The following is a 14,248-nucleotide window of genomic DNA, read 5'->3' on the forward strand; positions in this document are numbered from 1 at the left end:
TAAACTTCAGTTTAGATTCAGTTTAGAAAAACTTAATGGGGTCAGACCCCATAAAGTTCCGCAAAGCCACGAAAGTTCTGCGGCCTGCAATGGTAAACACACAACGGAGGAAATTATGCGAAAGAATATCATGGATCGAATCGGCCGGGAGTGGCTGTTCTTCGACGGGGGTACCGGCTCCATCCTGCAGGAGAAGGGCCTGCAGCCGGGGGAGCTGCCGGAGACCTGGAATCTCCTCCACCCGGAGCGGATCCTCGACCTGCACCGCGGCTATCTCGAGGTCGGTGCGGACATCTATAACACGAATACCTTCGGCGCGAATCGCCTGAAGTTCCCGGAGAACCTCGACGAAATCGTGACGGCGGCGGTGAAGCTCGCGAAGGAAGCGCGCACGCAGGCCGGTCGTGACGAGGATGCCTACGTGGCCCTCGACATCGGTCCGACGGGCAAGCTGCTCGCGCCGATGGGCGACCTCTCCTTCGACGACGCGGTCGATATCTTCGGCGAGGTCGTACGGATCGGCGCCCGCGAGGGTGCGGATCTCGTGCTGATCGAGACGATGAACGACTCCTACGAGGCGAAGGCGGCGGTGCTCGCGGCGAAGGAAAACTGCGATCTACCGGTTTTCATCACCTGCGTCTTCGACGGCAGTGGGAAAATGCTGACGGGCGGTACGCCGGAGTCAGTGGTCGCTATGCTCGAGGGCCTCGGCGTCGATGCGCTCGGTGTGAACTGCTCGCTCGGACCGGCCCAGATGATTCCGATCGTGGAGCGTCTCGTGAAGGCCGCCCACGTGCCGGTGCTCGTGAATCCGAACGCCGGTCTTCCGAAGTCCGTCGACGGAAAGACCGTCTATGATGTCGGCCCGGAGGAATTCGCCGGCTATATGAAGCAGATCGCCGCGCTCGGTGCGGCCGCCGTCGGTGGCTGCTGCGGCACGACCCCGGACTACATCCGCGCGGAGATCGCCGCCGTGCGCCCTCTCCCGCTACTCCCACCGCAGGGCCGTGCGCAGACCGTCATCGCCTCCTTCTCCCGCACCGTCGAAATCGGACGGGCGGCCCGTCCTGTGATCATTGGCGAACGCATCAACCCGACTGGCAAGAAACGCTTCAAGCAGGCGCTCGTCGACCACGACATCGACTACATCGTGGACCAGGGCCTCCAGCAGGAGGACGCGGGCGCGGACGTGCTCGATGTCAATGTCGGCACGCCGGAGATCGATGAGGTGGCGCTGCTCGACGAGGTCGTCTGCCGTCTGCAGAGTGTGCTGGCGCTGCCGCTCCAGATCGACACCTCGAACCCGGAAGCCATGGAGCGCGCGCTTCGTCACTACAACGGCAAGGCGCTCATCAACTCCGTGAACGGCAAGCAGGAGGTCATGGCGGAGGTCTTTCCGCTCGTGAAGAAGTACGGTGGCGTCGTCGTGGCACTCGCGCTCGATGAGGGCGGTATTCCGGACAATGCAGACGACCGCATCCGTATCGCTGAGAAGATCTACGCGACGGCGGCGGAATACGGGATTCGCCGCGAGGATATCGTCATCGATGGCCTCTGCATGACCGTCTCCAGTGATCCGCGCTCGGCGCTCGTGACGCTCGAGACGATCCGCCGCATCCGCGACGAGCTCGGCGGCAGCAGCATCCTCGGTGTGTCGAACATCAGCTTCGGTCTCCCGGCCCGCGAGCTCATCAACGCCTACTTCTTCGAGATGGCGCTGCAGAACGGGCTCTCCTGCGCGATCATCAACCCGAACAATCAGGCGATGATGCAGGCGTACCGCGCCTTCTGCGCACTCACAAACCAGGATGAGAATTTCCAGAGCTTCATCTCCGCCTATGCCGGCTACAAGTCTCCAGACAAGCAGGTAAGCGACGCTCTGACCGCCTATAAGACCCGTGTGCTGAACGCGCTCGGGGTTTCCGCCGGGGACCTGCAGGCCACCGGCCGTCCCCTAGGCGGATCGGACAGTAACGCCGGCTTCGGGCCTGGCACGGCGGGCCTTTCGTCGGGCAATGTCTCCAGCGCGGGCGCGAACGCGGGATCTTCCGGTAGCGGACGGGCTGCGGGCGCAGACGACGGTCGCGGACCGGGTGCATTGGCCGGCAAATCTCGACTCGTCGAAGCGATCGAACGCGGCATGGCGAAACCGGCAGCAGACGCAACGCGTGAGGCTCTCCTCACACGAAATGCCCTCGACATCATAAACGAGGACCTCGTGCCGGCCCTCGACGTCGTCGGCCAGGGCTTCGAAAAGGGCACCGTCTTCCTCCCGCAGCTCCTCATGGCCGCGGAAGCCGCCAAGGCCGCCTTCGCTGTCGTGAAGGAATCCATGGCCGGCAGCGCGCAGGAGTCGAAGGGCCGCGTCATCCTCGCGACCGTGAAGGGCGACATTCACGACATCGGAAAGAACATCGTGAAGGTCCTGCTCGAGAACTACGGCTACGACGTCATCGACCTCGGAAAAGATGTGCCGCCGGAAACCATCGTGGAGACCGCGCTTCGGGAGAACATCCGCCTCGTCGGCCTCTCCGCCCTCATGACCACCACCGTCGTGAACATGGAGGAAACCATCCGGCAGCTCCACCAGCAGAAGCCGGACTGCCGCATCGTCGTCGGCGGCGCCGTCATGACCCAGGACTACGCTGACAAAATCGGCGCTGACTGCTATGGCCGCGACGCCATGACCACCGTCCGCTACGCAGACGAACTCGCGGAAAAAGGTATTTTATAAGTTTTTCTATAGTGAAAGCCCCGGCACACGCCGGGGCTTTCACCAGTTTATGGGGTCTGACCCCATTAGTTTGAGTTTGTAATTGGCGCCCAGCGGCGCCTTATTTCAGATACTCTCCGAGCATCTCCTTCAAATCATGCAGGAAGCTCCCTGATCGTAGATCATGACTGCCAGCCACCAGATACTTCACCATAAACGGCAGCTGACAGTCATTCATCATAGATATTATATTATCTATAATTGACGTTTTTCACTATTTATATACAAAATATTATCTGCTATCATTCTACAATCAATTTGTCCGAAATGCAATCTGCCGAACGCTGTACCTGTTACCTGGTTCTCATACGCAGTAACTGTTCAGACCGGGGGCCAGTAACCATACGCATAGGCGCTGAGGCGCACAAAAAAAGCTGCCCCACCAACGTGAGACAGCCTCTGTATACAGCCAATGCTGGATCATGATCCCATCTTCCGAATCATGCTTGTCCTGATCATCTGATCAGTCGTCAGAATCCTTACCATCTTCTTCGTCTGAATCCTCAACTGTTTCAGAATCCTCGAAATCATCCTCTGCGTCGTCGAAGTCTTCATCCTCTAACGGTTCGGCATCCGCGTCATCGAACTCGTCATCCTCGAAGTCCTCGTCCTCATCCTCCGGATCATTGAAGATCGACTCGTAGTAGCCGGCGGTTTCGAAGCCGTCGTCTTCGTGCTCCGCGAGGAACCAGTCCATGAGCTCCGCCATCTCGTCGTGGCGGCCGTCGAAGCGGTCACGTACGTAGAAGAGCGATAGAAGGTCTCCGCTTAGCTCCATGCCTGGAATCTTGTTATGGAAGGTCTCGAGCAGGGTCCAGAGCGGCACCATATCGTCATACTGGATGTCCATCAGCAGCACATCCATCTTATCCGGGTTGTAGTAGCAGTAAATCGTATCGCCGACACTGTCCTCGCCGAACAGATCCATGAACGCCTGGCGGATCGCCTTCGCACTCATATCGTCTGCGTCGTTCAGGTACTGACGCGGATCCTCGATCGTCACCTGGTAGTGATCGAATTCCTCGTTCTTCAGCTCGAGAAACTCCAGCGTATCCGCCAGCGCCGTCTCGACCGTCACGTTGTTCTGCTCTGCGTAGGAATGCAGAATATTCATATACTCATCCGGGAATTCCAGTTTTACACTCATTTTCACACCTCTACTTTATGGGGTCTGACCCCATAAACTTCAATTTTAGATTTTGTTTATAAAAATTTAATGGGGTCAGACCCCCTTACGAAATTCTTAAGGCAGTCCGAAGGAACCATGCCCCATGACCGCCCGTCAATTCATGTTCCGAAGCTCCGCGAGGAACATATCGTAGTAGTCGTCCTGTCCATCCAGCTTCGGCGAGTTCTCACCGCCACCGTTCGTGGAGCGTTTGATCGCCGCATAAAACTCCTCGCCGTAGGTGAGGATGTCCATCTCATAGAGCGGATACCCCTCCCGCTGCGCAATCGCGCAGAAAGCCGCCAGCGGATTCTTCTCCTCCGCCGTCGCGAGCAGCTCCACCCGGAACCCCGCATCTCTCTTCGCCTTCTGTCGAAGCGCATCCAGCGCTGTCTCTACATCCATTCGACTTATCTCCTCCACTTTATGGGGTCTGACCCCATAAACTTCAACTTTAGAATTTGTTTATAAAAATTTAATGGGGTCAGACCCCCTCGGTCTAGTCACTTTCCATGATCCGTCGTGTCACCACCGCGCCGATCAGTGCGCCGAGCGCCAGTATCGCCGCCCCCAGAAGCAGCGTCTTCGGGATGTGCCTCTTCACCGGAATCTCGAACTCGCCGCCGGTCTTACTGATCATGCCGATCTCGCCGTCGGAGATCAGATAGGCCTCGCCATAAAGCACTTCCTTCTTCGTCTTCGTGTCCTTCCGGATATACGCGCCATCCGTGAGGCAGTAGAAGGACTCGCCCATGCTGTCCGGGAAGGTGATGTCCTGGAACAGGCGCTTGCCGTCCAGCACCGCGTCGATCGTCTGATTATAGTGCGGGATGACCTTCGTCTTCGTGAGGCCCAGGCCCTCGAGGAAGCGCTGATAATGCGGGTTCACCGCCTCGCCTTCCTCCTCCGGCTGCGCATAGACCACCTCCGCACAGTTCATCGTGCCGGCACTGATGCCGATAACGATGCCCCGGAAGTGCTGCAGGTGCTCACGAAGCCCGATCTGGTGAAACCAGGCGTTCTCCGTCGGCACATGCCCACCCGCGAGGATCACGACATCGAAGCGGTCGAGGATCTCCACCGTCTTCGGCTCCCGTCGATCCAGCACGTCGATCGAATCCATGGACAGCCCCGAGCGGTTGAAGCACTCGAGATAGGTCTTCGCCATGGCACTGTTAAACTTCGTATCATCCGGCTCGGAGGCGACCAGCACACACTTGCTGTGCGGCTTCCAGTCCTCCTTCAGCCGATCCACGAAATGATTTTTATTACTGAGCAGCTCCGGTCGCCCCGTCACCCGGTTGATTCCACCCGGCGTTGATGTCATATATAAAATCATGCACTCTCCTCCACTTTATGGGGTCTGACCCCTTTACGTCACATGGCGCCATCTCCGCCCGGCAGACAGCTGTTTCCCGAGCGCAGACAGGGGTCAGACCCCCTTACGAAATTCTTAAGGTCGGGGCTTCCGCCCGCCGAAGCCGGCACTGGCCGGATTTACTTTCGGATACGTCTATTATAAACCATCTGGACGAGGCGCGCGATGAGAACATTGCCGCCAATGATCGCGAAGATCCAGAACACGGTCATATACACCGGCTGCTCGTAGACGTGCAGGAACGGGTACGGGCCGACGTAAAGCTTCGCGATGTTCAGGATCAGCACCGGAATCGCGTACGCGATCGTCGCCGCCACCGCGCAGAGCGGTGCCCACGTCGGGAGCTTCTGCCGCGGCTCGGTCTCGAGGCAGAGGAAGCTGTAGAGCGACAGGAGCGGCGCACCGACGTGGTTGATGAGGTGCGTGCCGTCGAGCAGCATCTCGCGGTAGCCGTCCGTCGGGCCGAGCACGAAGATCACGACGAGGAAGGTCACGAGCAGACAGCAGCTCGTCACGTAGCGAAGCACCAGGAGCAGCGTCGGAATCGTCACCTTCTCTTCCCCGCCCTTCCGGTAATTCCGCATCAGAAAGGTCGAGACGAAGCCGCTCGTCTGGCCCTTGAAGATGATCGGCAGCATCACGAGCGTAAACAGCGCACTCACGATAAGGCAGAGCAGGTTCGAATCCTCGGTGTAGTAGATCAGCATGCCGAGGCCGTCCTTCGCGTAGGCGTAGTTCGTGTCGATCATCTCGAGCACCACCAGCACGATATGTAAAAACAGTGCAGTTCTCAGTTTCTTATTATCCATAATCCTCTTTCCTTATAATCGTTCAGTGAAGGGGTCCGGAGTACCGGCAGCGGATGCACCATACTCCGAGCCCGGCTTGCTTTCACACGGTCTCTCCGTATGGCATCCGCGCCGATACCCCAAACCCCAGTCTAAACTGTAATTTCTGTTTCCAGTCAAATCTTCCGCTGCCGGAACATACATCAGAACAGCAGCATCCGTGTCGTATGCGCGTCGAAGGTCACGGTCTTCACGCCGGTCGTTTCGATCTGGTAGAGGGCGTTTGCGGCGAGGTGCTCAGCGGCCTGCTCGAGGTCGCGGCAGCCCGTGTCGTCCCGGTACTTCTCGAGGATCACGTCGATCGCGCGGTCCTCCACCACACACTCCTCCGGGCGCATGCCCATGCGCTTCAGCACCTTCGGCAGCGAGAAACGCTGAAAAATCGTTCGCTTCTCCTCCGGGGTGTAGTCCGGGATGTCGATCACCGCGAAGCGGCTCATAAGCGGCGCACTGATGCGATTCTTATCGTTCGCCGTCGCGACCGGGTAGACGCCCGAGGTCGGGATGCGGCACTCGATATAGTTGTCGGTATAGCCGATATTGTCGAGCAGCGTCAGCAGCGCATCCGCCGGATTGCCGTTAATGCTGTTGTGGTCGGCCTTGTCGAGCTCGTTGATGATGAAAACCGTGTTGCTCGCGCCGCTCTGGGCGAATGCCTCCATGATGCGCCCAGGCTTCGCGTTTGCGTAGACGCGTGGGCTGCCCGTCAGCGCCTCCGAGTCGTGGATCGCACTCATGTCGAGGCTCGTCCACGGAAGCCGCAGGATACGCGCCACCGCGTAAGCGAGCTGCGATTTACCGATGCCCGCCGGCCCCGCCAGCAGCAGACCGTAGGCCGGCAGCGTGTGCGTACGGTTGATCTGAATGATGGTCTCCATGATGCGCTGTTTCACGCGTTCGAGACCATACAGCTCCTCGTCGAGGATTGCCCGCGCCTTCACTGGATCGATCGACTCGAAGTAGTCGCCCTTCCACTGGATGTTCAGCACCATCTGAAGCGCACGCTCTGCATGCCGCCGCTCCTCCGGGCTGATCGTGCTCGACCGGATCGTCGCGACGTTCCGCTCCGCCCAGGCCCGCATATTCTCCGGCAGGGTCTGCCCCGCACAGGCGAGGTAATTCAGCATGGAATTCAGATCCGAAATCGGGGTCGCGCCCGGATTCTTTCCCTCGCGCTCCTCCGCATCGAACGCCGCCTCCGCGTCACTCTTCTCCTCCGGCGCGCGGCTCTCGAGGAGTCGCCGGATCACGAGCTGCAGGAACTCGTCCCGCTCGGTCTGAATCCGCTCACCATCCGCTGCCATCGCCCGGATGCGATACACCGCGTAGCCCTCCTCCGTATGCGCGCCCGACAGCCGGAGCGACACATGATTCTCCCCGAGCCAGTGCTCGAGCGCCACGAATCGCTGGTCAATGCTGGCGATCGGAACGCTCAGGTCGCGTCCATCCTTGTCCCGGCCGCTGACATTCGCCTCAGTCTTCCCGTCGATCCAGGCAAATGCAGTTCCGCGCACCGGGTTCAGAAATACGCCGAGCGCGTGGTGCGGAAGCTTCCGCTCCGGGTCCGCAAGCGTAAGAATCGGATGTGCCGCGTCTGCCCGGTCATTCGTGCAGTGGCGCAGCGTCCAGCCCGCCGCGGTCTCGATCCCTGCTGCGGCCTCCGCCTGCGCCTTCGCCTCATCCTCCAACTGATTAAAATCAAACATCCGATCTGCCATGCTGTCTCTCCTTTACAAGTGCAGTTTCTTCAATAAATATTTTTCCAGGTAAACCTTCAGGTATGGGGATCCCGGACGGGCGGCACCGATGGCACAGTACTCCGAGACCGGTGAACTCTAAGCCGGGGACCCTAAGCGGCACTAAGCCCTCTGCAATCACTGAGTTTTCTTTATGAAAACTCAGCGTTGCAGAGGGTGCTAAGGAAAATAGTACCAAGTGCCGCTAAGGGGACCCGGCTTGACTTCACACGGTCTCTACGTATGGCCATCGGTGCCGCCCGTCCGGGTCCCCGCTACCTGAACTTTTCATCTCTTCACATCGTCGATGCCATACAACAGCGCGTTTACGATGCAGGCGGCGATGTTCGAACCGCCCTTCCGTCCGCGGGCGACGATCCACGGGATGTCGCCGATCGGCGCGGTCTCCTCCGCGAGGCTCAGAATCAGCTCCTTCGCCTCGACGACATTGACGAAGCCCACGGGCACGCCGATGATGCCGGCAGGACGCAGCCCGCGGTCATGAATCAGGCGGTAGAGCTCGATGAGCGCCGTCGGTGCGTTGCCGATCACGAAGATCAGCGGGCGGTCCTTGATCCGCGCCGCGTACTCCATGCTGACGACCGCGCGCGTCACGCCGCGCGCCCGCGCCTCCGCTGCCACATCCGGATCACTCATGAAGCAGCGCGTCTCCGCGCCCAGCGCCGCGATCGCCTTCTTACTGATACCCGCGCGTGCCATCTCCGTGTCAGTGACGACGATCGCCCCCGCGTCGCGCACCCAAGCTTCCGTCGATGCATCTGCATGCGAGCTGCCGCTCGCCCCTGCGTCGTGCGACCGTCCTCCCGCGGATGCGTCTGCGCTCGCCGAGCCCGCAATCCCAGCGCGGAGCGACGTGCGCATGCGGTCGACAGCATTGGCCGAAAATACGAGATTTTCGGCGTAGTCGAAGTCCGCAGAGGTATGAATGCAGCGCTTGACGATCGGTGCCTCCACCGCATCGAGACGGATGTGACGACGGTCCAGCTCCTGCTGAATCAGCGCCATCGAATGACGCTCGATATCCTTCGGTTCGAAATGTTCCAGTTTGATTTCCACGATGTTCTCCTGCTGCCGGGGCGTGCCCGGGCTTTCCGCTGATTCTCGCCATGCTGCTGAAGCCCCGCTCCGATCCTGCTCGGAGTCCGGCGTCCTCACTTCTCCACGCCGACCCTCGCCGTGATGCCGTCGTCGTACGGGTGCTTTTCCTTCTCCATATTTGTAACGTAATCCGCCATTGAGAGAAGGGTGATGTCGGGGTTTCGTCCGGTCAGGATGACCTCCATGTTCTGCGGCAGGCGGAACAGAAAGTGGATCAGCATGTCGCGGTCGAGCAGTCCCTTGTTGACGACATCGAGGATCTCATCAAAGATGAACAGCCCCGCGATTTCCGGCTTCTCCGGCTCCTGCTTCACCACGCCGATCTTCTCCTTCCGCGCACGGGCGGCTTCTGCGCGCCGCGGCTCCGTCTTCTGCAGGATCTCCATCGTGTGCACCGCGCGCCGGAACAGGGTGTCCGAATCCGCACGGGTCGCCGCCTTGTCCTCCTCCGTCATCCGGAAGGTGAAGCCATAGCAGTGCTCCGGAAGCAGCACGAACACGCCCGGGATCTTCTCCAGTGTACTGATCTCGCCGGACAGCCCGTCCTTCAGAAACTGACAGAATACCACGGGCACACTGTGACCTGCTGCCCGCACTGCGGCGCCGATCGCCGCCGTCGTCTTCCCTTTTCCATCACCGTGGTAGATTTCAATCATGATTCCACCGAGCTCCCTTCGTGCTCACCCATCTGCTGCTTCCAGCATGTGCCGCCGGTCGACGCACCAGATGCGCGCTACGGTCGTGCTGTCCTGCTCGCCGCGGACCGTCGCTTCTCAGACCTGCTCACCCTCGAGGATTTCGTAGATACGCGCCATGTCGAGCGACGCCCGAAGCGCCGCGCTCAGCTTCGCAAACTGCGCTTCCTTGAATGCTTCATAGTTTACGACCTCCCGGTCCCCGGGGTCAATGCCTTTTCGTCGACACAGTCGCTCCACGAAGGCGTTCCGGAGTCCATCACGGTCGAAGAAGCCATGCAGGTAGGTACCGAAGACATTGCCCGCCTGTGCATAGAGGCAGCTGCCTGCCGAGTGGCTGGTCGTGACCGCACCGGATGCCGGACCCGCCGGCACCATGGCCTCGTCACGCCAGCGCGTCGAATCATCCGGCGCATTGCCTCGCGGCACCGCATCGGTCGTATGGTGATCCGGGATCGTACGCCCCATGTGGATCTCGTAGCCGTCGACGCGCTGGCCGTTCAGCGCCGCAAACTCACCCGTGAGGCCCTCAAGCACGAGGCGCGTCTGCGTCCGGGTCTTCTCCGCCTCAAATTCCGTGCGGAGCGGCAGGAGCCCGAGGCCCCGCGTACGGGCCCCCACCGGTCCTTCCACGCCCTCGACATCGACGACCTCGGTGCCGAGCATCTGGAAGCCGCCGCAGATGCCGAGAATCAGCGTGCCGCGCGCCTGCTTCTGCAGGATCTTCGCCTCGAGACCGGTGCTCCGCAGCCAGTCGAGGTCACGGATCGTGCTCTTCGTGCCCGGCAGGATCAGCACATCCGGCTCCCCGAGCTCTCGCACGCTCGACACATAGCGGACCGAGACGCCCGGCTCCGTCGCGAGCGCCGTGAAATCCGTGAAATTACTGATGCGCGGCAGACGGATTACCGCGATGTCAAGGCCGCCTTCCGCCTGTCGCTGCTCGAGCGCCGTCGAGAGCGAATCCTCGTCCTCCAGCGCGACATCGAGATAAGGCACCACGCCGAGCACTGCCTTGCCGGTCCGCGCCTCGAGGATGTCGAGCCCCGGATCGAGGATCGTCTTATCGCCGCGGAACTTGTTGATGATGAGTCCCCGGATGCGTGCCCGCTCCTCCGGCTCCAGCAGCTCGAGCGTCCCGAGCAGCTGCGCAAATACACCGCCGCGGTCGATGTCGCCGACCAGCAGCACCGGCGCATCCGCGATCGCCGCCATCCCCATATTGACGAGGTCGTCCTCCCGGAGATTCACCTCCGCCGGACTCCCCGCGCCCTCGATCACGATGATGTCATACTCCGACGCGAGTGATTCGTAGGCGGCGCGCACGACCGGCAGCAGCGCCCACTTGTTGCGATAGTACTCACGGGCCGTCATATTGCCCTGCGCCACCCCGCGCACGATCACCTGCGAGCCGACATCGGTGGTCGGCTTCAGCAGAATCGGATTCATCCTCGCGTCTGGGGCAATGCCGGCGGCCTCTGCCTGGACGACCTGCGCGCGACCCATCTCGAGCCCTTCATCTGTGATGAAGCTGTTAAGCGCCATGTTCTGCGCCTTAAACGGAGCCACCCTGTAGCCATCCTCATGGAAGATGCGGCAGAGCCCCGCCACCAGCAGACTCTTCCCCGCGTTCGACATCGTGCCCTGCACCATGATCGCACGCGCGCGGTGGGCGGGTACGCCGGACTCCGGTACTTTACCTGGTTTTAACCCAGCTTCTATTTTCATTTCGTCTACGTGCATACCGCGCCTCTTTTCTCCTCCTGCTTTCATGTGCCTTTCTCATCATCCGGGCTCATGGACAGATACACATTCTATAACGCTCGCCATCTCTGAATCAGCTCCAGATTCTCCTCGTGCGTCCGCACGCAGATCCGGTAGTAGCGTGTATCCAGGCCCTCGTAGTTCCCGCAGGCACGAATCAGTACACCTCGATCCAGCAGCAGCGCCTTTAAATCCACGCTGTGCGACGTAAACACAGTCCTGTTCTCACTTACGCAAGGATCGCTTTCCGACTTCAATTCCGGCTTGCGCACACGTCCATCCGGGCAGTCCGGCTGTGTAAGCGCAGTCCGGAACAGGATGAAGTTCGCATCCGATACCGGCACATAGACCTTCTCCACATAGGGAAGCGTCGGGAGCGTCTGCACCAGGAAGGCCCGTTCTGCGCGGATCAGTGCCCGTGTCTTCTCCACAAATTCTGTTTCCTCGAGGGCCGCCACGCCGGCGAGCTGCGCCGGAAGGTTGATCTCCCACGGTGTCATCGTCGCCCGCACCGCGTCCGTCAGCGCCTGCGTCGCCGTCAGCATGTAGCCGAGACGCAGCCCCGGCATACCGTAGATCTTCGTGAAGGCACGCAGGATCACGAGATGCTCGAACGCACGAAGCGACGGCACCATGCTGCATTCCAGCTCGTTCGGACGCAGTGCATGCTCCACATTAGAAAAATGCGTCGCTGCTGCATGCGGGCTGTCGTCGAAGGAAATAGGCTTCGGCATCTGGGCCTCACGCTCCCCTGCTTCCTGCCCACCGCTCGAATGCGTGCTGTCGTCGGAGCGAAGAAACGGCAGGAAGCACTCATCCACGAGGAGCCAGCTGTGGTGCGCTTCACAGACCGCCGCGATGCGCTGCAGCACCTCCGCGCGGATGACATTGCCATCCGGATTGTTCGGATTACAGAGGAAGACCGCGGAGCCGGACGGAGCCCTCTCGATCGCATGGATAAAGGCTGCCTCTACCGCCGGTGTGAACGAAAAGTCGTCCGCTTCCGACAGATAGACCGGGACGACCTGCGCCCCCACGCGCTCCGCGGCGACACTGTACTCCGCGAAGGCCGGCGCCGCGACGACGACCTGCTGCGGACGAAGTACCTGCATCAGACGATAGATCAGATCCGCGGCACCATTACCGAAGCTGATCCACTCCGGCGCGACCGCGCATGCTTCATGTGTTTCGATTCCCCCTAGCACCGGCCCAGTCCCTGCTGCGCAGGTCGACGCGCCAGCAGCCATATCGTCTGTCCGCATCCCGGCGGATGGAACACCGATGTCCGCATTGGCCCCGGCAGACGAAACGACCACCGCAAACTTCCGGTTCAGAAACGAAACGACGGCGTCGCGGAGCTTCTCCACCTTCCAGTCCGGATAGGCGGTGCTCTGGTCGACGCCGTGCTTCGCCGCCTGGCACGCCCGTGGAGGCATGCCCAGCGGATTGATATTTACAGAATAATCGAGATCAACTGCGCGGCGATACACATCGCCGCCATGTACATAGTTCATAAACCTTACTTTCTTTGTCGTCGACGGAGAGTCCAGCCCTTTAAGCAACTGGAGGCAGGCCGCTGCGAAGTCCGAAGCATCCTTCCCTGCATAGCTGGTCCGTGTGTTCAGATCCAGCCGCTATACAGCATGACGGTCCGCATGATCATGATGCCGACGAAGTAGATCATGAACACGCTCAGGTACATGATGCGATTCGCTGTTTCGATATCCTCTGGTGTGATTTCGCGCTTGCTGTCACCGATCGCCGGCTTGTGAACGAGCTTTCCGAAGTAGTATGCGTCTCCGAGGAGCTCGACGCCGAGCGCGCCGGCCATGGCAGCTTCCGTCTGCCCGGAGTTCGGGCTCGTGGATTTCCGCGCGTCGCGACGCCAGATACGGAACGCGCCCTTCCAGTCGAGGCCCAGGAACATGGCCGCGATGCACATGAACAGTGCGCTGATGCGCGCCGGGATGAAGTTGCAGATATCATCGAGGCGAGCCGCCGCGGTGCCGAAGTACTTATACTGGTCGTTCTTGTAGCCGATCATGGAGTCCATGGTGTTGACGGTCTTATAGAACCAGCCACCGGCCACACCGAACACCATCATGAACAGGAGCGGTGCGACCACCCCGTCGGAGGCATTCTCCGCGACCGTCTCGACCGTCGCCTTCGTGACACCGGTCATATTGAGACGCTTCGTGTCACGACCCACGATCATCGAGACCGCTTCGCGCGCATCCTTGATATTTTTACGCTTGAGGGCCTCATAGACCTTCATGGATTCCCGCTTCAGCTGCTTCATCGCGAGCATCTGGTAGGCGAGGAAGGCGTCGATCGCCCAGGTCAGGGTCTCGCCGAACATCGTCGCGATGTTGTGAATGATGAGCGGGATAACCGTGAAGATCACGAGCATCAGCACGACGAGAATCGCACCCGCGAACTGCTTCTTCCCACGGCCCGCCTCCGGATCCTCCGAGATATGGAGGCTCCGGCGCAGGAACTTCTCCAGCCACTCGATGCCGCGGCCCATCGCCATCACCGGATGGAACCAGTTGTGCGGATCCCCGAAGACCAGATCGACGATCAGCGCCATAATCAGAATCATGATTCGCTCGTACATGCTACACTCTCCCAAATACAGAAATTGGAACTATTTTACCATAAACAAAAGCAGAACGGAACACGCATGGTGCGGCATGTACCATGCACGTCCCGTTCATCATCTTGGTTCAATGTTGCATCCCACTGCTTCATCCGATACCTTCTGCTT

At 60.2% G+C, this 14,248-nt stretch carries 11 protein-coding genes; 1 reads left to right on the top strand and 10 read right to left on the bottom strand.

Features of this window, described 5'->3' with window-relative positions; genetic code table 11:
• Positions 1-115 precede the first annotated feature (115 nt).
• The gene (locus ACTQ52_RS06745) at positions 116-2,734 is read left to right on the top strand and encodes a homocysteine S-methyltransferase family protein (RefSeq protein WP_441982142.1); all 2,619 of its coding nucleotides are present in this window, start codon (positions 116-118) and stop codon (positions 2,732-2,734) included.
• Positions 2,735-3,236: 502 nt separating this feature from the next.
• Here ACTQ52_RS06745 and ACTQ52_RS06750 read toward each other — a convergent pair.
• The 10 genes from ACTQ52_RS06750 to cbiB all read right to left on the bottom strand — a co-directional run bounded on the left by ACTQ52_RS06750 (position 3,237) and on the right by cbiB (position 14,098).
• Positions 3,237-3,920 (bottom strand): hypothetical protein, encoded by a 684-nt coding sequence (locus ACTQ52_RS06750; protein WP_441226835.1) that lies wholly within the window; start codon positions 3,918-3,920, stop codon positions 3,237-3,239.
• A gap of 135 nt (positions 3,921-4,055) precedes the next feature.
• Positions 4,056-4,346 (bottom strand): hypothetical protein, encoded by a 291-nt coding sequence (locus tag ACTQ52_RS06755; RefSeq protein WP_441226834.1) that lies wholly within the window; start codon positions 4,344-4,346, stop codon positions 4,056-4,058.
• 94 nt (positions 4,347-4,440) lie between these two features.
• Positions 4,441-5,280, bottom strand: a complete 840-nt coding sequence (locus tag ACTQ52_RS06760; protein WP_410043541.1) for a Type 1 glutamine amidotransferase-like domain-containing protein — start codon at positions 5,278-5,280, stop codon at positions 4,441-4,443.
• Positions 5,281-5,438: 158 nt separating this feature from the next.
• Positions 5,439-6,128 (bottom strand): hypothetical protein, encoded by a 690-nt coding sequence (locus ACTQ52_RS06765; RefSeq protein ID WP_441982143.1) that lies wholly within the window; start codon positions 6,126-6,128, stop codon positions 5,439-5,441.
• Positions 6,129-6,310: 182 nt separating this feature from the next.
• Complete coding sequence (locus ACTQ52_RS06770; RefSeq protein WP_441982144.1) at positions 6,311-7,885, bottom strand: AAA family ATPase; 1,575 nt, start codon at positions 7,883-7,885, stop codon at positions 6,311-6,313.
• A 306-nt stretch (positions 7,886-8,191) separates the two neighbouring features.
• Positions 8,192-8,980 (bottom strand): precorrin-8X methylmutase, encoded by a 789-nt coding sequence (locus ACTQ52_RS06775; protein ID WP_441982145.1) that lies wholly within the window; start codon positions 8,978-8,980, stop codon positions 8,192-8,194.
• Between the two features lie 95 nt (positions 8,981-9,075).
• Complete coding sequence (locus ACTQ52_RS06780) at positions 9,076-9,678, bottom strand: cob(I)yrinic acid a,c-diamide adenosyltransferase (RefSeq protein WP_410043538.1); 603 nt, start codon at positions 9,676-9,678, stop codon at positions 9,076-9,078.
• A 117-nt stretch (positions 9,679-9,795) separates the two neighbouring features.
• Positions 9,796-11,460, bottom strand: a complete 1,665-nt coding sequence (locus tag ACTQ52_RS06785) for a cobyric acid synthase (RefSeq protein WP_441982146.1) — start codon at positions 11,458-11,460, stop codon at positions 9,796-9,798.
• A 71-nt stretch (positions 11,461-11,531) separates the two neighbouring features.
• Positions 11,532-12,995 (bottom strand): pyridoxal phosphate-dependent aminotransferase, encoded by a 1,464-nt coding sequence (locus ACTQ52_RS06790; protein ID WP_410043536.1) that lies wholly within the window; start codon positions 12,993-12,995, stop codon positions 11,532-11,534.
• 107 nt (positions 12,996-13,102) lie between these two features.
• Entirely contained in the window at positions 13,103-14,098 is a 996-nt protein-coding gene (gene cbiB, locus ACTQ52_RS06795; RefSeq protein ID WP_441226827.1) for an adenosylcobinamide-phosphate synthase CbiB, read from the bottom strand.
• Between the last annotated feature and the right edge of the window lie 150 nt (positions 14,099-14,248).

The organism is Oribacterium sp. Sow4_G1_1 (genome assembly GCF_052116105.1).
In the GTDB taxonomy this organism is placed as follows: Bacteria; Bacillota; Clostridia; order Lachnospirales; family Lachnospiraceae; genus Oribacterium.

What these genes read in the sequence shown, in the direction of transcription:
- ACTQ52_RS06745 (WP_441982142.1), top strand. Translation starts at nt 116, where the DNA reads ATGCGAAAGAATATCATGGATCGAATCGGCCGGGAGTGGCTGTTCTTC.
- ACTQ52_RS06750 (WP_441226835.1), bottom strand. Translation starts at nt 3,920, where the DNA reads ATGAGTGTAAAACTGGAATTCCCGGATGAGTATATGAATATTCTGCAT.
- ACTQ52_RS06755 (WP_441226834.1), bottom strand. Translation starts at nt 4,346, where the DNA reads ATGGATGTAGAGACAGCGCTGGATGCGCTTCGACAGAAGGCGAAGAGA.
- ACTQ52_RS06760 (WP_410043541.1), bottom strand. Translation starts at nt 5,280, where the DNA reads ATGATTTTATATATGACATCAACGCCGGGTGGAATCAACCGGGTGACG.
- ACTQ52_RS06765 (WP_441982143.1), bottom strand. Translation starts at nt 6,128, where the DNA reads ATGGATAATAAGAAACTGAGAACTGCACTGTTTTTACATATCGTGCTG.
- ACTQ52_RS06770 (WP_441982144.1), bottom strand. Translation starts at nt 7,885, where the DNA reads ATGGCAGATCGGATGTTTGATTTTAATCAGTTGGAGGATGAGGCGAAG.
- ACTQ52_RS06780 (WP_410043538.1), bottom strand. Translation starts at nt 9,678, where the DNA reads ATGATTGAAATCTACCACGGTGATGGAAAAGGGAAGACGACGGCGGCG.
- ACTQ52_RS06785 (WP_441982146.1), bottom strand. Translation starts at nt 11,460, where the DNA reads ATGCACGTAGACGAAATGAAAATAGAAGCTGGGTTAAAACCAGGTAAA.
- ACTQ52_RS06790 (WP_410043536.1), bottom strand. Translation starts at nt 12,995, where the DNA reads ATGAACTATGTACATGGCGGCGATGTGTATCGCCGCGCAGTTGATCTC.
- cbiB (WP_441226827.1), bottom strand. Translation starts at nt 14,098, where the DNA reads ATGTACGAGCGAATCATGATTCTGATTATGGCGCTGATCGTCGATCTG.